Source organism: Methylobacterium indicum (assembly GCF_017347565.1).
GTDB lineage: Bacteria > Pseudomonadota > Alphaproteobacteria > Rhizobiales > Beijerinckiaceae > Methylobacterium > Methylobacterium indicum.
Genome location: NZ_AP024145.1, coordinates 5,348,142 through 5,366,755 on the forward strand (window position 1 = coordinate 5,348,142; position 18,614 = coordinate 5,366,755).

Sequence of the window (18,614 nt, forward strand, 5' to 3'; positions counted from 1 at the left end):
CGACGATCGCGCCCACTGTCTTCTCCAACGTCTCGCCAAGCGCCCGGTGCTCTCCGACGCCCTCCGCGACGGGTCCGGCAAGCTTGCTCGGCAATCGTGCCGGGAACACGGGCAGATTCTGAGCGGTAGCGGGACCCGACGATCTCGTGCGGGCACCCGGTGATCATCAAGACCTGCGCGGTTGGCACCGGCCCCCGGCTCCGCATTACGGCTCACTCCAATGAGTCCATCGCCTGTTTGATCGTGGGCGCATCCGGCGCCTTAATGGTACCTCGTCCGATGGGAGCCGGGAGCAAAGGGATTCGAGCCGACGAATGCCCAGGGCCCTGGTTTCAACCGTAGCGAATATATTGCACACCAGCCAATGAGATCGTCGAGCATGATGGTCGCAACCCTGGCCGATACCGCTACCGAGCTTCTCCTCACCGTCGAGCACGACCTCGACGGCGTCGTCTTGATATAGACCTTGAGTAGGCTACACCACTGCTGAGAGCAACCAGCGAGCTATCCGTCGAAATTCAGCAGGTGATCGCTACCATTGCTGCGGCGGGCGTTCGTCGCGCTCAGCGCGTCCTGTCGGCCTACGTGGCGGCCAGATGCATCCTTGAGGGTCCACCGCCGAGAGCGAAGATGAAGAGCATTGCCCGGGTCCTATCCCGCCTTCTCCGGTTCGAAGAAGTGGCAGCGCGCGAGCCCGATCTTGACCGAGTCCTGGCGCAAGCGCGAGTGACGGCTAGAGGGATTAAGGCCCGCAAGCTGGCGATCGGCTGGAGCTTGTCGAAGCCTATCGCCCGATAGGCTTCAGCCGTCGCGCGACCCAGACCGCGCGGTGCTATGTAGTTTCTACGCGCTCGAAAATCGTTGCGAAAATTCGGGTTTGCATCACGCTGGTTCGAGCGGAACATCCACGGAGCTACGCTTGAACCAGACAGGTGCACGAAAGCTTGTGCCTTGCCCCTTCGGCGGGACTTACCTTAAAATTGCCGTGGAAATTGACAAGTTGTGTCCTGGGCATCTTGGGGTGGCTCTTCACGGATCTAATCTGTCTCGTCAGGTGCGGTTCCTGACCTATGCGGAGATCGCAGCAGGGGATGCCGCGGCACTCGCAACCCGCCTTGGCGTTGCCGAGGTATCGTCCGCTATTGGGAACGCCGACGACGATCAGGCGACCGTCGGCAGAGCCCTCACGGTTCTGAAGCCCCGCGAGATCGTCGAGGCCATCTTCAAGGTCGTCCCGGACGCCTTCCTTGGCATTCTCAAGCGCCTCGGCCCCGACCCACTCCCCGACCCCGCCCTGTATCGGGAGCTTCACCGACTCTTCGCGTCTCGCATTCCCGCCGACCGAGCCCGAGTTCGCGTGCTACGGCAATTGCCGGGCACCATAACGCCCACGCAGATCGCTATCGTACTGGCCCTCGACCCCGTGCTTCTGCATCCCCGCTTCGTCAGCAAGGTGGAATCGCTTAAGGAGGCTCGTGAACTCAACGCGGGTTTTGGCTACGTGCGAGCGCACTGCTCCGTCGCTACGGACGACGCGATCCGCCAGTCAGTTTCGTCTTTCCCCGAGAAGATGATCGTAGAGGCATTCGTGCGGAGGTGGGCGAGGCGGTTTGACCGACTACCGTTTCCTCTCGAACTTGCTGATGCGTCCCTCGTGGTACTAAAAACGGGTGCTGCACTCGTTGATGCCGGGCGTCGCTACGATAATTGCTTGCCGACCAAGGTGCCTGAGGTACTGGTAGGCCGCTACCTCTATGTCGAGGTCAGGATCGGTGCTGGGCGGGGCGTGATCGCCGAGTTACGACGTACCTCCCGATGCTGGGTCTTGCAGATGCTGTATCAGCGAGGTAACGGGCATGTCTCCCAGGATATTGCCTCAGTGGTTCGTAGGAAGCTGGTCGCGCAGGGTATTGCGATCTACGACCGGCCTGCTAATGGCGTCTCGGGCCTTGATGCTGCCGCCAAGCTCCTCGACATCTATAATTGGTGCACTGACGATGTCAGCGAGGTCGACACCTCGGAATCGTATAGCACGTCAGAAGTGGGGGCGGTGCTCGACGACTCGGTTCATACTTTCGCATCGCCAACATTCGCGGCCGAGCCCGCCGCATGAGAAAGATGTGGCGTTTGTTTGACACTTGGATCTTCGGGAGGCTCGGGGAATTTCGAGAGAGAATATTTAATGATACCGAGTTAACAACGATCGCCAGCGGCAATCTCGAACTGCTTCAAGATCTAGTAGATGCACTCCGAAAGCGGGAGGGCAATCGGGTCGAGTTGGAAGCATTGCGCGCCGAGTTGCTGGAGGCTTACGAATCAGTAGCGTCGTTGGTTGTCGATCTGGAATTCGAGCGGGCCCGTGCCTCCTACCTGGAAGAACGGGTCGCCGAGTTTGAGGACGACATCGTGGGTGCTCGAAGAGCGCATCCAGCGCTCAGGATCGTGTCCGTCAACGGTGAGCCCGTAAAGCCCTGACCTCCGACGGCCTCATGGCTAGGATCAGGGGTTATAATCGCTGGAGTCAAAACCCAACAGCTTGTCTCATGAACCGCTGCTCCCGACCCATTGCAGACGAGTGGCCCCTTTGCCGGTAGAACGTCCTGCATGACGGAACACACGAGCATCCATGTGCAGCGCGCCGACCATGTCGGCTTCGCGGTCGGCTCCCTCGACGAGGCACTTCGGTTCTGGATCGATGGGCTCGGCGCACGCCTCGTGCGGACGGGCGAGATGGGGGGCGAGTTCCTCGGCCAGGTAACCGGAGCGCATGGGGCGAAGGTGCGCCTAGCGATCGTTTCGCTGGCGGATCAGACGATCGAACTCCTGGAGTATCAGGGTCCAGACCGACCAAGCGTGCCAGCCAAGCCGTTCGACCCAGGCTTTGCGCATCTGGCCCTCGTGGTCGATGACATCGACGCGCTCCTGGTGCGGATCGCCGCCTACGGCTGGAAGGCGCAAGGCACGCCGCAACCGATCGCGAGCGGTGCGCGGGCTGGAACGCGGGTGATCTATGCCGTCGGCCCTGACGGCGCGACGATTGAGTTCATGCAGCCGCCAGCTACCGCCAAGGATCCCTGATCCCGCCGGGCGGGTGTCCACTTCCCACCCTCTGCGGCCATCCCCATGGCCAAGCTGTCGTGAGGAGTTCAGCCGCGCGGCGCTTTCGGTTGGTGGCGACGTTCACAAGCTAGGCTAGTTCGAATTCGAGCCTGGAATATCCCGCTACGATCACTTCGTCCTGTCGTGGCTGCACCGACTCCGCTACCGCGCTCCCCGTCGTCCGAGCAGGTTGGCGACGTAGAGGCTTTGATCAATAAATGCATCAAGCGCCCGCGTCTCGACCGCGAGATCCGGCCTTGCCACCGCGGCCTCAGCCAACCGGTGCCGAATTCGTCCCACGGTACGCGGCGGAATGCGAGCCGCGGGGCCTTCGCGGCGTGTTAGGTCGCCGAGGTACCCGCGCGCCTTATTGCAGTAGCGGATCGCGAATGCCTCGCGCGAGTCGACGAGGCCGACCTCGATCATGCGATCGCACAGCGATACAAGCTGATGGCCAAACATTTTGACTGCCTCTTATTGCTGGATTTCATGCTGGAATAAATACGTGCTGATGCATTGCGGGAGATTGTGACGTGCCTCTGAAACTCAACAATATTTACTATGCACATAGTGCGACGGGTCGCTACAACGTGTCGACACCCCACGATCATTGGCGGCTGGATCAAACCAAGTACCATTGCCACCGTCATGCGCGAGGCAGATGGTGCTTCACGACAGATCGGGAGCGTGAGCGGATTACATTTCATTTCACTCAGGAGGATGACATCGACGATTTCCGCCGTGCGACGGCAGCGTCCAAGATCTTGGTGACTTGCGCGTAGGCATGGACGCGGACCCAGGTCGCGAATTCGGGTGGCGATCTGGTCGACAAATTCGCACCTGCGCAGGTCCCCGATCGTGCGGTGGCAGCCCTTGGAGGGGTCATCGCTGGTCCAACGCATCAGAACAAATTTGCGGTTAGGCGGTAGGGCGCGGGTAGATCTCGGCGTGGCGCCGCACGGTCGGAGTAGTCTCGTGCTCGACGAACCGCTTCGGCATGATCGGACCTGTGATCGCCGAAACTGGACGGCGAGATCGTGATGTCAAGTCGTTGAGCGCACGCTCTACCTTTGATGACCGAGGTCGAAGCTCGATAATCAGCTTATCCATTCCTGCCTTCGATCTTGCCGATGAGCGGGCATCCACGAGTGCGCGGCGCTTCTCGGCGTCGACCGCTTTGTTCACCTTAGCGTGCGTTGGTGAGATCGCCCTCGCTCGTCATGATGGACCCGTTGTTCTCCTGGCCTCACAATGGATACATCCCGACGAGAGCCTCCCACCCCATGCTTTCAGCCCGATCCTACCTCTTCGGCGTCCTCCTCAGCGTCGTCGCGCTCAGTCCCGCCCCAGCCCAGGCCGCTGAGTTGATGGAGGGCCGCTGCCACATGGACTATTGCAGCTGGTTCACGGTTGAGGAGCGCGACATCGTCACCAGCATCTCGGACGGCGCTTTGGTGCGCACAGTCATGAAGGGCTGGGAGAGTCATCATCCGGACGGAAACTACGCGCGCAAGACTCGGCGCACAGGCGGCAACGAGGTGGTGACGTATTTCCTCTGCTCGAAGCGGACGCCCGCCGTTGTCTGGCGCGGCGACAAGCCGGGCAAGTGGGAGGTCAACTTCCTCACCAATCTAGCCTCGCCACCGGGCGCTGCCGAGAGCGTGACGAATCAGTACTTCGCGGTCTGCCATGGCGTGAAGCCGAGCGGAGATTGGGAAATTCTTACTAGGAAATTCGCCTACGACATCATCCCCGACAAGGATGAAGGCGTTGCCGACGCGCTCTACATCGATCGTCCCGACGAGGTGATGCGTCTTGCCGCCGCCCGCCGTGGACCGGGAGCCAGGTCTGACCAGGGAGCAGTCCCTGGCATGGCGACGGGCATCGACCAGGAACTGAACCAGGGGTTCGGCCAGACCAAGACCCCCGGGAGCAGTCAGCGCCGGTGACGCCGCGAAGATCGCACCGCGGCGTGACTTGGTGGTGATCGCGACAGCGTCCCGGACTCAACGACGTCGAGGTCGGCCGTGATCACCTAGTTGACATAGATTACGTCTGGGCCTCGATGGGCTCAACGAGTGCAAGACCGCCCGCATCATGAGGCGCCCCCGGAGCCGAATTTCAGGTGAGAAAATTCGCAGATCGGAGGAAGCGGTCCAGCTACACGTCGAGCACGTACTGACCGAATTCGTAGGACTCGCCGCGGTAGGAATTCGAAATCTCGGCGCTAATCCTCGCCCGCCTCGACCAGCAGCACGTCGCGCCATCGGTCGTGGCAACCTGACCTGCGTGCCGCTTAAGCTGCACAGTTCATTGCGGCCGATATCGTGGAGGGACCTACGTGCTGCTCGGTCGACCGGTATGGCCGAGTCGGCGGGCGGCTATCCGTCGAAGAATTCCTCATCCAACTTCTTGATCGCCAGCCGTTCCTCGACGCGACAACCGACCTCGTGCCGAATCATCAAGCGCGCCAATTGCTGGCCGTCGATGAGGACGATGCGCTTGCTCAGCAGGTCGGCGGTTTCGCGTGCCGACGACGAGAAGGACGAAGTTGTGACGAATAGGCCCTTGCTCGCTTTGAAGCGATCCAAGCTGCCGAAGAAGTCGCGGATGGCCGAGGCACCGACGTTGTTATCTTCAGCGTAGCGCTTCGCCTGCACGTAGATCCGATCGAGCCCGAGCGGGTCCTGGTCGATGACGCCGTCGACTCCGCCGTCGCCGGAGCGGCCGACGAGGGCTCGGTCGAGATCGTTGATCGAACCGCCGTACCCCATCGCGATCAGCAGTCTCACCACGAGGCTCTCAAAGAAGGCAGGCGTTCCCGCCATCACTCGTTGGAGAAGCTCGCTAGCCAGCGTGGCCTCAAGCTGACGACCAGCCGCTCGCATCACTTCGTCGGGCGTCAGACCTGCCGAGGTTCCGCTTGCCTCCGCGATCGCGTCGGCTTGCTCCTCGGCCCCATCCTGCGCAAAGCGGAACGCCTGGAACTCTGGAAAGCGCTTGAGGAAGTTGATGTCGATCCGAGCAGGCGCTCGGTCCAACACGTCCTGACCACGCGCCGTGATCTTGAAGTGCGCGCGCCGCGTGAGTTCGACGAGCGCTGCCTTGCCGAGATAGCTCTTCGCCCAATGGACCCGGTTGGCGAAGGTGGTCTGGCGCCCAGATGGCAACAAGTTAGAGCGCTCGTCGTCGGTGAGATTGAACTGAGCGGCGAGACGATCAACCACTTCGCCGATCCGTACTTCGCCTGCCGCAGCCTCACGCAGGACCGGCAGCATGAGGGTCTGGAAATCTGGGATAGCCATCTGGTCCGTCTTGGCGCTACACCACTCCGCCTAAGCATAGAAGTGGCGACTTGGCGAGGACCATTTTGGCCTACCGCGCCCAATCATAGCGTCGTCAACAAATCCGGGCTATCTCCCTGGTAGATGGGGTCATGCGCATGCCGGACCGAGACATGCATGGCGCCAAGCGGGAGAGCGAAATGCCACTTTCGGCGCAGGTATTTTCAACTAGGAGTCGGACCGGTGGTGCAACGGATCCTGATTGGGAAATCACTCATGCCTTGGCAGCAGATGCTCGAAACGAGCTTCTTTATGTATGGGTAAGTTGGACGGGGCCAGTGCCAGGGTACCCACCTGGACCGGGCTCGAAGCGTATAGAGCTTGCGGAGTTCGTAGCGCAGCCAAGTGCCGAAAGGGATAGCCTCTTTGGGCTCATGCGCAGACTCGTTCCGGGACTTGTTTGATGCAGACCGTCCGAGATCTTCGTCCTCCCGATCAATCCGAGCTTCCGAAGTCTGGTGAGCGACCGCTGAACGGTCTGCTCGCTCACGCTCATGCGCTAGACTATCGTCGTCAGGCTCGGGAACGGCATCCTGTCCGGATAGAACCGGTGCGCCTTCACATGCAGTAGGACGTTTAGGTCCTTGCTCCGGATCCCAAGCTCCGCCTGATGGAAAAGCAGCACGTCTGGGACCGGTTGGAAGCCTGCGTCCCCGACGACGCCGTAGTGCGCCGCCACCCGACCCTTCACATCCTCGCCGCCGCCGTCGAGCACGATTTCGAGATGATCTCGACGAGCACCAAGGTGGCGCTGGCCGCGGCAAAAAAGTGGAGCAAGCGTATCAGCGGCAGGCGAGCAACACGATCGTGGTGACCATGCGCCCGCCTCTGTGTCTAGATGTCGTTCTTCTGGTCCTCAGGCCGCGGTCCGCTTCGGCTGGTTTGCCGACCCTTGGGTGAAGGTACCAACCTTCCGCAGGCTCTGGAGCAGGTCCTTGATCTCGCCCCTTCGCTCCCGAGGCGAGTGTCCGTACTGCGCTTCCTCGTAGAGCTTCGCCTTGATCCCGAACTCGTCGAGGCCCGCACGCTTGAGCGCCGCGGCAAGGCCGAAGAAGGCGCGGTGACCATCACCTCGCGGCGTCGAGCGCCACATCTCGACGGCCTTTGCGATCATCGCATCGCGCTGACCCGCGAGGCTTTGGGTCTGCTGCTCGTGCAGTTTCTCCCGAACCATACGGAGCGCTGCCGAGGTCTTGATCGCGAGATTGGGCAGGGCGGGCGCGGTCGGCGCGATTTCAACCTTCATGGACGCCTGGGTTCTCGACGACGCCCCGGGACGGCGCAGATCCAGGATGCAGTTGTCGATCCAGGCGCGCACATCGAGCGGGCCGCGCTTCGGGTTGCCCTCGCCGTAGTCGATGAAGAACGAGCCCTCCGGATCCCGCGCCTGACAGGGCAGGTAGAAGAGCGACGCCGCGGTGAACTTCGACTCGTCGAAGCCGTGGCGGCGGGCCCCCGGGCGCTTGCGCTTTTTGAGTTGCCGGTCGCCGTAATAGCCCGCCCGGTTCAGCACCTTCACCGCCTGATTGAGGATCAGGCCGTGCACCTCAATCGACATGGCACAGGTCGTCGGAATGAACGCGCGCCAGCGCGGCTCCTCGGGCGTCGATGACGCCGTGTTCCAGACAACCACGCGCAGGTAAGGGAACAGAGCCGCGAACTCGGCGTGGTCGAGGTCGCCGCCATCGTTGTCGAGCCAGATCCCGCGCAGGTGGGTGATGTTGCCGAGCCCGCGATCGGTCTCGGCCGCCTTCGTCGGCTCGAAATGGGCGGGAGAGAACACCCCGGACTCCTCCTTCGCCACCACACGCTGATGCAGGTCGCGCAAGCCCGTGATGAAGGAGTCGTCGTCCGTCAGGTTGACATGGGCAAGCGGACGCCTGTCGTAGATCGTCGCGAAGGCGGAGCCGCTCGTGGACGATGCCGGGAGCGTGACGATATCCCCTTCCTTATAGGTGTTTTCGTTACACGCGAACTCGCTCATTCCGGCCCGGACCTCGCGCGCGAGATCCGGGTAGCGGCCGATCACCACCGAGGTCTCATTGATGAGGTCGAGTTGGGCGAGCCACTCCATCTCCTGGCGGGCGCGGTGCGCCCTGGTCTTGTCGGCGTTGCTGGCGTGCTGGCGCGGTCGTCCCGCCTTGCCCTTGCGCGGCACCACGCCCATGCCGGGCAGCGGTTCGACCGCGGCCCCGGCGAACAGGTTCGCCATCCACCCTGCCGTGTCCCGGTCCATGACGACGACGCGCTTGGGCGTGGCGTCGGCAGGGTTGCGGATCGAGCAGCGCATCACCGCCTGATAGACGGCGGTGCGGTAGTGAGCGGTACGCACCTCCTCGCCGCTGATCCCGTAGCTCTCCAGGAAGTGGAAGTGCGCAGGCGGCGGGTTGAGGGCGGAGAGCACCACGACGTTGTGGAATCCCTGATAATCGTTGAGACCGTGGGGCGTGTTGGGCAGCCGCTCGGCCTTGCTCTGGATCCCGGGTTCATCGAAGAAATTATTGGGCAGATCCGTGTTACCCATCCAGATGAAGGGCTCACCCGCGAACAGGTTGAGGATCGCGGCAGCAGCCTGATCGAGCACCTTCATCGAGAGGCCGGTGACCTCGTCCTCCACGATCGTGTCGCGATACGTCTTCGACCACGCCTCCTGGCACGCGTAGTAGAAGGTGACGCGCTCGCCGTGCTCATGCTGCTGGTAGCGCAGGTTCCGCCTCAGGCTCTCGGAGACGGGCTTGAGCTTGACGCGCTGGGCCGCGGACAGGCGGTAGAACATCGTTTCCTGCATGCAGGCCGAGGCCACGACCACCTTCTTGAAGCCCGCGAAGACCAAGGGCTTCAGAACCGAGTAGGTCATCAGAGATCCCTTGGCCTTGCTGGCGAGCAGACGCTCGAACTGGCTCTGGTGGGCATGGACGTCCCAATTTTCGGACTGGATGCGCAGGGCCAACGGCTTGAAGAGTTCGAGCACGTCGTCCTGACGCGCATTGCGGGCGATCTTCCTGATGCTCATCAAGCGGCCTCCTCGTCGTCGGCGGGAGGCTTGTTCATGATGAGCGTGCCGTAGGCCGCGCCGCCCGGGATCAAGGACAAGTGGTCGGTGATCAGGTCGTGGGTGTCGGGCAGCCGGAATTCCTCGAAGACGTCGACCTGGGGCACTTCGTCCATCAGGAGGATCCAGTCGGCACGGTTCTGGATGTACGGAAGCTTGGCGAAGGCCGCGTGGGTGATGAAGAGGATCTCGCCGTCACCGCGCTCAGCGGCCTTGAAGTGCGCGACGAGGGCAGCGATCACCGACTGATCCTGCACGGCGTCACCGTGGATAGCCGTCACTGCGTAGGCGGGATCAAGGGGCTTCACTTCGTGCGCGATGGTCTTGTCGATGAGCAGCTTGGTGGGCTGGACGAAGAGCACCTTGTGGCCGTAACGGGCGAGCCTATCAGCATAGCGGCTGAGCGCACGGGTCTTGCCCGCGCCAGCCAGCGCGTCGAAATAATAGATGTCCATAAAAACCTTCGAAGAATATGTGCGAGCGATTGCAGCCCCTCGCGGCGCAGATCGATAACTACGCGCCTGCGACGGCGTCCGAACGAAATAATGTCCGGCGCGCGATCCAACGTTACAGGCTAGAAGTCATCCCCCGCCAGGGACCTGAGCACCAAACGTGCTCTGGAGCGCTTATCCGTTCTCAGATGGTGTCTTGTCAATTAGCGAAAGCTCTCGGAGGCCAACACGACGAATTCGGCCAGAAATTCTAGCCCGGCCCGGTTTCCGTCTGTTCCGGGACGGCTTTGACGGAGATGCAGTCGAAGGAGCGGCCACGAATTTCTCGGCTGCCATCTGGATCCAGACAGGCGGAGGACCCTCCGAGAGGCGGAGTGTGAGCGCGCCTACGCTGCGGGTGAAGGCATGGGCTGCTTGCGCGGACGACCTCGGCCTCGCAGGGTGCCGCTCCTCTCCTTCTGCTCGCGCTTGGCCGCGCGGCTCTGACGCTGCCGCTCGTTGTTCCTCGCCCTCGTCTCCTCGCGCCGCTCCTCAAGGGAGCGCGTATCGGAGGCCCGCCTGCTCTCCGGGATCGTAGCTCCAGGCCGCACGACATCGAGCAGGCCCGCCTCGACGACTGGAATGACGGTGACGTCGTCAGTGATGCTGTTTTCCACTAGCTTAGCTTTCAATACCTCTGCCTGATCTCGGCTGTAAACGTAGACGTCGTAGCTCCCCGCGTAAGCCGGGTCGCGAATCGCGCCCCGCATGACGAACTGCCAGAGGTCCTCGTACTCGCGCGCCTCCAGAACCGCTTGGCGATCAAGCCCAAGGACGTCGAGGATCGGCTCGTCGGCGGCCTGGGCCTTGTTGGAGTAGATGATGGCGCAGGAGGTATGCTCGCGCAGGCTGTTGGTTCCGGACTGCCGCGGCTCCCGCCACAGTTCCTTGTAGCGGTGCTGAAAGGCGAGACGGATCGTTTCGTTGCAGGACCAGTATCCGCTGAAACCGATGCTCTCCAAGTACTTCGACATCTCGACGAGACAGTGCTCCCCTTCGTTGGTCTTCCACCACTCGGTCGAACCTCGGTGCTCACAGAAGTAGTGCAACCGCACGCGCGGCTTCGCCCGGGGTGCTGTTCGAACTCGGACCTCTTCGAAGGTGATCCTATCGCCGGGCAGAGAGCGGTGGGCGTGATAGACGAGGCTGTGCTGGAAGCTGGCCGCGGCGATCGTGACCGATGCACACGCTGCGAGGTCCGCCATCGTCCAGACTGAGAACCACCCCACACCCCGCCCCGGAAGGCTCGCGTCCTCCCAGGCGCCTATGTCGACCAGCAGCGGTCGCCGAGGATCGCGAGCGGCGGCGTGGAAGGGCAACAGGCTATGTCCGTCGTTGGCAAGCGCACCGAGCGAGGGCTGGTCGACGCCTTCGCGCGGCCGAACCTCCCACCAATTGCCTCCTACAACCGGGACGAGGCTATAGTAGCGTTCGAGAGAGGACCACGTCGTCGTCGCCTTAAACTTACCGCTCTTGATGGCGCCGTCCGGGATCTCGTCGATCCCGACATGCCAGCCCTTGAGGAGCCCGGGGTCTATCTTGAGGAGCGTCTCGTGGGTGACGCCGACGATCGCGTACGAAGCGTCGGCTTGGGCGCACAGGGCGTCCTCTAGGCGGCGCTCAACTCTCGCGCGCTGCCTCTGCTTGGAATGGATGGCGTTGATGCCGACGAATTTGTCCGGCGGTCGGTTCGCGTGGAGATGGGAGATCTGCTCCTCAAGGAGGTCAATGCGGGGTGAGGCAAGCAGGTAGCGACCGGAGTTGGTGAGCATCGCGCCGAGCATGGTGAGGGTCTTGCCGTCGCCGGGCGCTCCGCGCAGGATTTTGCAGTTCATGTCAATGAATTTTCTGATGATGTGCTGTCCGAAAAATGTGTCACATGCCTTCTTAAGAATAAAAGATGCGACACATTATTTGATGGTGCCGACGAATTTAGCGGTACATCTGTTCTAGATGTCAACATTCCTCTGCCATGACGAGGTGCGTGGGACGGACCTGCGGCAGCAGGGGAGTCCCGGGCGCCTCGGCCGCTGGGACAGCGGGCCGCCTCGGCCTGCTGTCACGGCGCTCCCGCCGTTGATCCCGATCACGCAGAACTCGGTCGTGCCGCTCGTCCCGCGCTACGGCGCGGGCACGATCAGCAGCCACTCGATCCCCGACGAGATCTCGCTCCGCTCGATCTCGCCGAGGCTCTTCGTGGCGAATTCGCCTGATCCCGGAATTCGTGCACCTCGCACACGACGATGTCGTGTCTCGCTTCCCCCGGATCGAAGAGTCAGGTCTCCTCGAAGGCGCCGCAGGCGCCGCGATCTCCAGAACGGCAATCGGCAGATTTTTGCAGAATCTTTGCGTCGATGGGATCAGGATGCTGTTTTTAATTTCGCTCCACTTCATCGACATCTGCTAGATAGATCAAGCCAACAAATCGGATTGACTTTTTATGCAATACTTCAATGAATGCGAGATTTTTTGCTCGACGACGAGTGAAAACATGAACATTGGCGCGACCAACATCTTGAGTAACAGTCGGGTGCTGAGGCCGAAGTCGAACATTAATCACCGCGACAGCGGAATCATCGGAAGCACGAATTCATCGCAAAGCCAGACCTCAATGCTGTTGGATCAGGAACTCACACTTCAGTATGCGACGGCGCGGTCGGGAGGATACGTCTGATGGCGAGCACTCTCATGCCCAACGAGCGCGACCTTGCGCTGGCTATTCTCAAGTTTCGGAAGCTCTACCCTCGACGTCGTCGCTTTAAAGTCGATTGGCGATGGGGTTTCATGGCAGACGACGAGTATCCTGAGCAGTGGATGGTGGACTGGCTCGACGAGCACTGCTCGGGTTGGGGCTGGCTTGAAGACGAGGGACGGGGACTCGCACTCACCAAGGCGTGGATCGGTTTCAGTTCACTTCAGCACGCCGAGAAATTTGAATTCGCGGTGAGCCTACTTATTTCGAGGCGTCAGGCTATGGGCCGCCATGACCGATGGACCAGGAAGGCCCGCTGCCAGATGGCAATTGACCTCGATAGCTTCCGGACCCTTTACCCGAAGCGCCAGCGGATGTGGTGTAGTTGGGACTGGCGGATCTGGCATGAAGGCAGGCGGTATCAACTCCTCGACGACGTGCGGGCGTGGCTCGACGGGAACTGTCCGGGCTGGGGCCACTACCCCGGGACGTGCCACCTCGGCTTTCCGAGCCAAGAGCACGCCGTCTGCTTCAAGATGGTCTGGGGAGGCCCGTCGTGACCGCCGACGAGATTGACGTGCTCGTCGAGCACATCGGCGAGCTTGAAACCCGGATCCAGAATCTTGAAGCTGAAGTCGCCTACCTGACGGCAGCCACTGAGGCGCGCGATAAGGCGGTTGAGGAACGCATCGCCCGGCTTGTCGAGCAGCAGCAGCGGCGCCGGGCCGAGGGTGCGAAGCTCGTGACGACGACGCAATGAAGAAGGCCCGCCGAATGTGACCGGCGGGCCCTCAACAAAGCGGTGGCCGAGGTCCCCCTTGGCCACCGCTTTGAGTTATTGTGTTCAGATGCGCGATGCACATTACACCCGTCAGAGCGTTTTGCGCCCGCGGCGTCAGAACATCCAAAATTGCGCGTTGGGTTGCCTGCCGGTATCGGCCAGGGTTGCGACCATCATGCTCGACGATCTCATTGGCTGGTGTGCAATATATTCGCTACGGTTGAAACCAGGGCCCTGGGCATTCGTCGGCTCGAATCCCTTTGCTCCCGGCTCCCATCGGACGAGGTACCATTAAGGCGCCGGATGCGCCCACGATCAAACAGGCGATGGACTCATTGGAGTGAGCCGTAATGCGGAGCCGGGGGCCGGTGCCAACCGCGCAGGTCTTGATGATCACCGGGTGCCCGCACGAGATCGTCGGGTCCCGCTACCGCTCAGAATCTGCCCGTGTTCCCGGCACGATTGCCGAGCAAGCTTGCCGGACCCGTCGCGGAGGGCGTCGGAGAGCACCGGGCGCTTGGCGAGACGTTGGAGAAGACAGTGGGCGCGATCGTCGCCGGGACGATGATACCCGTGCTTCCCCCTGATCGTCCCGGCCACGATCGTGACGACGCTCCCCGATCGTCCTGCGCGACGATGCTGGGCGCGCAGCCGCCAGCTACGCATCCCGCCCGCGAGTACCTGGCCGATCGCCGACGCGATCCGTTGCGGTGATCATGGAGCGAGTGATCGGCACCGGCCGTTCGGGGCGACGATCACCGGGAGCGCGTGAGATCGTCGGCACCATCGTCACCCAGGACGTGCGTGCCTCCGACCCCTGGCTCCGTCGTCATAAGAGCTTGCCGGGACCGTCGCGGAGAACGTCGCAGGAAGCGCGCCGGGCGCCCGGCCGGACGTTGGTGGGGATGGTGGACGCGATCGTCGTCGCGACGATGATCGGCGCGTGGCGGGATGCCGCAACGCTGACGCTTCTGTCGCTGGAGGCATTCTTGCCGGGCCTGCGGACGCTACGGACTGACGATCGAGACGGCTGTCCGTTGGGCCTCGCCAGACCGGTCCTAAAAACCGGTCCTAACGCCCTTCTGGAGGGGGTCCGAAAAACGCCGAAAAAGCCAATGAAAACAGCCCCTGGCGCGCCCTACGGGACTCGGTCGTCGAGCCGGAGGACCGAATTCAAGGGCTCAAATTCGTTGCCGGATTCCGGATCCGGGGTAGCGTTTCCTAGCGTCGAGGACTCGACGGCCGGTTGCCACTGTCGAACGTCGAGGGCTCGCGATCAAGGATGCCGCGGTACGCGCTGGTCCCGTTCACCCGGCAGGCCGTGCGGGGCGGCATGTTCCGCTTCCGCCTCCAGCTTCCCGACGACGTCGTCGACCGGCTTGAAGGGCTGGGCGTCACCGGCGTGAAGCGCACCGTCACCTTCTCCTTGCGAACCCGTGATCCGCTCGCGGCGCGGAGCCGAGCGCTGCGGGCTGCTGCCGATCTCGGCGACCTGATCCGGGAAGTTCGAGGCGGGGCCTCGTTCTCGGCGTGGGCCTTCGACCCCGGCCCGTACCAGCGTGACGGGATCGTCAGGTCGAGCGCCGGGCCTGAGCGTGCCATCGTGGCGAAGCGCGTCGACCCCGACGCCGAGCCCAAAACGCCCGTCCGCACGAAGATCATGACGCTGCGCCGGGCCTACGAAGAGGTCTATCTGCCTCGCCGGAGCGAGCGCAAAGGAGCCCCACCTCGACGCCGGTCCCGGCTCGACATCGAGAAGGCGATCGCCCGCTTCGAGGCTCAGATCGGCGACAAGGCGATCACCGCCATCACCCGCCAGGATGCCGAGCGGTTCGTGCGCGGCCTGCGCGTCGGCTCGGTCGCCACGCTCAAGAAGACGGTGACAGGGCTCGCGACCATCTGCAACGCGGCCGTGGCTGCCGACGTCATCCCGGCGAACCCGTTCCGGGGCTTGGGGCCGGATCGCGCGACGATCAGCGCCGCGCGGCGCAGCTACCAGCGCTTCGACCTCGACCAACTCGCCCGTGTCTTCGCCCGGACCGAGCGCGAGACCGGCGCCGTGCTGTGGTTGCCGCGCCTGCTGTTGCTCACGGGCGCGCGCCTGGAGGAGATGGCGCAGCTTCGCGCGTCCTGGTTCGTGCGGCGCGACGGGGTGGAGGTCGTCGATCTGCACGAGGCCCGGGTGAAGAGCCCGCACAACCGGCGCCTGATCCCGCTGCATCGCGACCTGCTCGACCTCGGCATCCTCGATCTGGTCAAGCGTGCCGACGATCGCCTCTTCCCGGAACTGACCTATCGTGCCTCAGCGGAGCGCTGGAGCGGGGCGATCAGCAGCAAGCTCAACCGAGAGATCGACGCCGCGCTCGGGGCGAACCGGCGGTTGACGGTGCACTCGTTGCGCAAGACGTTCGAGCACGCGGCCTACGTGACGGGGGTACCGAAGCCCTCGATCAACGCGATCACCGGGCACAAGCCCGCCGACGTCTCCGAGGAGCACTACCTGATGCTCCAGGACGACGTGCCGCTGCTCAAGCGGCACATCGACCAGATCACCTTCCCGTTCCTGACCACGAAGGCTGCCGCGGCGTAGACCCGGATCTAGGCGGCGTGCTTCTCACTCTGACCGGTGCGAAGCGCGGCATAGTATGAAGAGCGGCTGATGCCGAGGACGCGGCAGGTCTCCGGCACCGTCGTCGCCGGATCGTCGTGGGCGAGCAGGACCTGCCGGATCAGGGCGGGGGTGAGCTTGGGCGGGCGGCCGAACCGCACTCCCCTCTCGCGGGCGAGGGCCGCGCCCGCCTTCGTGCGGGAGAGAATGAGGTCGCGCTCCAGGGCGGCGACGCTGCCGACGACGGTGATGAAGAAGCGGCCCATGGCCGAGCCCGTGTCGATCTGTTCGCGCAGGGAGACGAGCTTGGCGCCCTTGGCCTCGATCTCCTCGACGATCTGGAGCAGGTGCAGCGGCGAGCGGGCGAGTCGGTCGAGGGCGAACACGGCGATCTGATCGTCCTGCCGGAGGAGGTCGAGGACGCGGCGAAGCTCGGTTCGATCGCGTCGGGCGCCGCTGGCCTTCTCGCGGTAGACGTCTCGATCATCGACGCCAGCCTTTGCGAGGGCGTCGAGTTGGATGGTCCAATCCTGGTCTGAGGTTGAGACCCGGCTGTATCCGTACCTACGCCCGACCGCCGTGCTGCCCATCGTGCAGAAACTCCCGTACACCACTCCTGACTTTGTGCACGGACTTCCTGGACGATCGTCGCCTTGAGGGCGGGCGTGGTCCGGGCGGTGTGCGGAAAGCCAAGAGTTGTTGGACCACGAGGGTGGCACGGTCCGCCGGTTCGGCAACTGACAACTATTTTTCCAGTCTGACGGGACAGGCTATTCGCCCCTCGGAATGCTCTTCGACCTGGCAAAGCACGCTCGTGGTTCACTCTGGTCAACCCTTCGAAGCAAGGCACCGCCAATGCGAACTGTGGATGGAAATGGCAACCACCGTTTGCAACACGCGCTCCGGTGATAGAACCGGATGAGATACAAGTCGCTGATAGATTTTTCCGGCAGTGCGCAAAGATGGAGTTGCACCGTGTCAAGGCGAACCCAGCGAGGCATGACCGACGAAGAGGTCGCCCTCGTTAAGGCGATGCTTGCTCGCGGTTTTAGGAATGATCAAGCTCATTTTTACTTCAATCGTGCCGACCGGCTTCTCAGTTCCGGTCGCATTACCCAAATCAAGCAAGGGAAATATGGCTCTAAGATCCCTGCAGCCACACCTGCCGATCTGGATGCCTATTTAGACCGATTCAATCGTCAGTCCAGAACTGAGATCCACCAAGAGCTTGCGCCAGATCACTCGCTGATAGTGCTCACTCTTTTTGAGGAGATCACCGGCAGTTGGACACTGAAAGCGGGCGAAACTCATCGCGCGGAGTGCAAGTTGAACTTCAGGCTACGCCCTGATTATCGGTTCGGCGACTGCATCCGGACCATTGCGGGGTTTGCTAATAATGAGGGCGGATATCTCCTGTTCGGCGTAGAGGACGGGACGAAACGCGCCGAAGGTATGAATGGCGAGTATTTCGAAGACGCGGATCCCGCAGAGTTTAACCGAATTTTAGCGAGTGCTCTCGATCCAATACCAACCGTAAACAAATCCGCTGCCATCATCAGCGGGCAGAAGATAGGCGTCTTATATGTTCATCCTATCCAAGAGGGGCCGGTAATAGCTCTAAAAAACATCGGATCCGACGTGAAAGAAGGTGCTGTTTATTATCGTTATGTCGGTGAAACTCGGACGATTAAGCCAGCAGAGCTAAGGCAAATCATCGCTCGTCGCGAACGTCGCGCTGTGGCTGATTTCGTGCGGCGAATGAACATGGTGCAAGCCGGGGCTGCTGCTACCCTGGACCTTAAAACCGGTGAGGTGGTCGGAACAGGCGGTGGCTTCCTCATTGATCGAGACCTGCTACCGAATATTCAATTCATTAAAGAGGGTGAGTTCAGCGAGATCAGAGGCGCACCCGCTCTAAGACTAGTTGGCGAGGTGAAGCCGATAGACTCGAAGGAGGAAGAGAGAGTTCGCACCATCCGAGACGCGGTCACTCCGGATGCAATCATTAGAAACTTTTTACTTAACGAAAAAGTTGCAGATCCAATACAATACATTCACGCTCAGGCGCACTATCAACAACGTTGGATGCCTGTCTGGTTCTACGTCAATCAGTCTGGGCTGACCATCGAAGATGTGATTGCCGATATTCATAGCCGAGTTTCAACCCGCCCGGCGAGCCGGACAGCACTCGTCTCCCGCCTGAAGCGGGAAGAGGAAGCCTTCAAAGTCTATCCAGGCCGCCCGGTCACGGTGCTGTGCGATGAGCTTCAAAACGGCGGGTTTTTCGAGGTCGCGACACCGCAAGATATCTATCGTTTCGCCAGTGCCGTGTCCGGGCTGAAAGACGGTGTGGGCAGCTTAGATGCAATTCGATCCGCTCTTCTCACGTGCCTCGACAAGTCTCTGGGTGAAACCGCAGCGGATGGCGCACGGCGCAGCTTGATATTCCGAGCAAGCTGCCGGATCGATGAGCTAATGCACCGGGAGACATGCTGTACCCGTACTAGCTGAAGGCAGTGAGGCAGGAGGCAGCATTGCCAGTGATTA

The 18,614-nt window shown here is 62.0% G+C and carries 15 protein-coding genes; 9 read left to right on the top strand and 6 right to left on the bottom strand.

The window, feature by feature from the left end; all coding sequences use genetic code 11:
• Window positions 1–919 precede the first annotated feature (919 nt).
• From miv_RS24810 to miv_RS24820, 3 genes are all read left to right on the top strand, one after another.
• Window positions 920–2,113, top strand: coding sequence for a hypothetical protein (locus miv_RS24810; RefSeq protein ID WP_207179482.1), 1,194 nt, complete (start codon window positions 920–922; stop codon window positions 2,111–2,113).
• Entirely contained in the window at window positions 2,110–2,475 is a 366-nt protein-coding gene (locus miv_RS24815) for a hypothetical protein (RefSeq protein WP_207179483.1), read from the top strand. Before miv_RS24810 ends, miv_RS24815 begins: the two co-directional genes overlap by 4 nt.
• A gap of 129 nt (window positions 2,476–2,604) precedes the next feature.
• Entirely contained in the window at window positions 2,605–3,078 is a 474-nt protein-coding gene (locus miv_RS24820) for a VOC family protein (RefSeq protein ID WP_207179484.1), read from the top strand.
• A 183-nt stretch (window positions 3,079–3,261) separates the two neighbouring features.
• On the opposite strand, the gene miv_RS24825 is transcribed toward miv_RS24820, so the two are convergent.
• Window positions 3,262–3,561, bottom strand: a complete 300-nt coding sequence (locus miv_RS24825; RefSeq protein WP_207179486.1) for a hypothetical protein — start codon at window positions 3,559–3,561, stop codon at window positions 3,262–3,264.
• Window positions 3,562–4,484: 923 nt separating this feature from the next.
• On the opposite strand from miv_RS24825, the gene miv_RS24830 reads away from it, so the two are divergent.
• Window positions 4,485–5,048: a hypothetical protein gene (locus miv_RS24830; RefSeq protein WP_207179488.1), complete on the top strand. Its 564-nt coding sequence runs from the start codon at window positions 4,485–4,487 to the stop codon at window positions 5,046–5,048.
• A gap of 432 nt (window positions 5,049–5,480) precedes the next feature.
• On the opposite strand, the gene miv_RS24835 is transcribed toward miv_RS24830, so the two are convergent.
• Window positions 5,481–6,404, bottom strand: coding sequence for a restriction endonuclease (locus tag miv_RS24835; protein ID WP_207179491.1), 924 nt, complete (start codon window positions 6,402–6,404; stop codon window positions 5,481–5,483).
• A 649-nt stretch (window positions 6,405–7,053) separates the two neighbouring features.
• On the opposite strand from miv_RS24835, the gene miv_RS24840 reads away from it, so the two are divergent.
• Window positions 7,054–7,257: a hypothetical protein gene (locus miv_RS24840; protein ID WP_207179493.1), complete on the top strand. Its 204-nt coding sequence runs from the start codon at window positions 7,054–7,056 to the stop codon at window positions 7,255–7,257.
• 42 nt (window positions 7,258–7,299) lie between these two features.
• Here the strand turns inward: miv_RS24840 and miv_RS24845 are convergent, their stop codons facing one another.
• The 3 genes from miv_RS24845 to miv_RS24855 all read right to left on the bottom strand — a co-directional run bounded on the left by miv_RS24845 (window position 7,300) and on the right by miv_RS24855 (window position 11,821).
• Entirely contained in the window at window positions 7,300–9,456 is a 2,157-nt protein-coding gene (locus tag miv_RS24845; RefSeq protein WP_207179495.1) for a hypothetical protein, read from the bottom strand.
• On the bottom strand, window positions 9,456–9,950 hold the full coding sequence (locus miv_RS24850; RefSeq protein ID WP_207179497.1) for a DEAD/DEAH box helicase family protein: 495 nt from the start codon (window positions 9,948–9,950) through the stop codon (window positions 9,456–9,458). The genes miv_RS24845 and miv_RS24850 overlap by 1 nt, the downstream gene beginning before the upstream one ends.
• 383 nt (window positions 9,951–10,333) lie before the next feature.
• A complete protein-coding gene (locus tag miv_RS24855; RefSeq protein ID WP_207179499.1) occupies window positions 10,334–11,821 on the bottom strand; it encodes a hypothetical protein in 1,488 nt (495 codons plus the stop codon).
• 838 nt (window positions 11,822–12,659) lie between these two features.
• Here miv_RS24855 and miv_RS24860 point away from each other — a divergent pair.
• From miv_RS24860 to miv_RS24870, 3 genes are all read left to right on the top strand, one after another.
• Window positions 12,660–13,238 carry a hypothetical protein gene (locus miv_RS24860; RefSeq protein WP_207179501.1) on the top strand — a complete coding sequence of 193 codons (579 nt, stop codon included), beginning with the start codon at window positions 12,660–12,662 and terminating at the stop codon, window positions 13,236–13,238.
• Window positions 13,235–13,438, top strand: a complete 204-nt coding sequence (locus tag miv_RS24865) for a hypothetical protein (protein ID WP_207179503.1) — start codon at window positions 13,235–13,237, stop codon at window positions 13,436–13,438. Before miv_RS24860 ends, miv_RS24865 begins: the two co-directional genes overlap by 4 nt.
• A 1,303-nt stretch (window positions 13,439–14,741) precedes the next feature.
• Window positions 14,742–16,049 (top strand): DUF6538 domain-containing protein, encoded by a 1,308-nt coding sequence (locus miv_RS24870; RefSeq protein ID WP_207179505.1) that lies wholly within the window; start codon window positions 14,742–14,744, stop codon window positions 16,047–16,049.
• Window positions 16,050–16,057: 8 nt separating this feature from the next.
• On the opposite strand, the gene miv_RS24875 is transcribed toward miv_RS24870, so the two are convergent.
• Window positions 16,058–16,657: a recombinase family protein gene (locus miv_RS24875; protein ID WP_207179506.1), complete on the bottom strand. Its 600-nt coding sequence runs from the start codon at window positions 16,655–16,657 to the stop codon at window positions 16,058–16,060.
• A 409-nt stretch (window positions 16,658–17,066) separates the two neighbouring features.
• Here miv_RS24875 and miv_RS24880 point away from each other — a divergent pair, with 409 nt between their 5' ends.
• Complete coding sequence (locus miv_RS24880) at window positions 17,067–18,578, top strand: AlbA family DNA-binding domain-containing protein (protein WP_207179507.1); 1,512 nt, start codon at window positions 17,067–17,069, stop codon at window positions 18,576–18,578.
• Window positions 18,579–18,614: the final 36 nt, after the last annotated feature.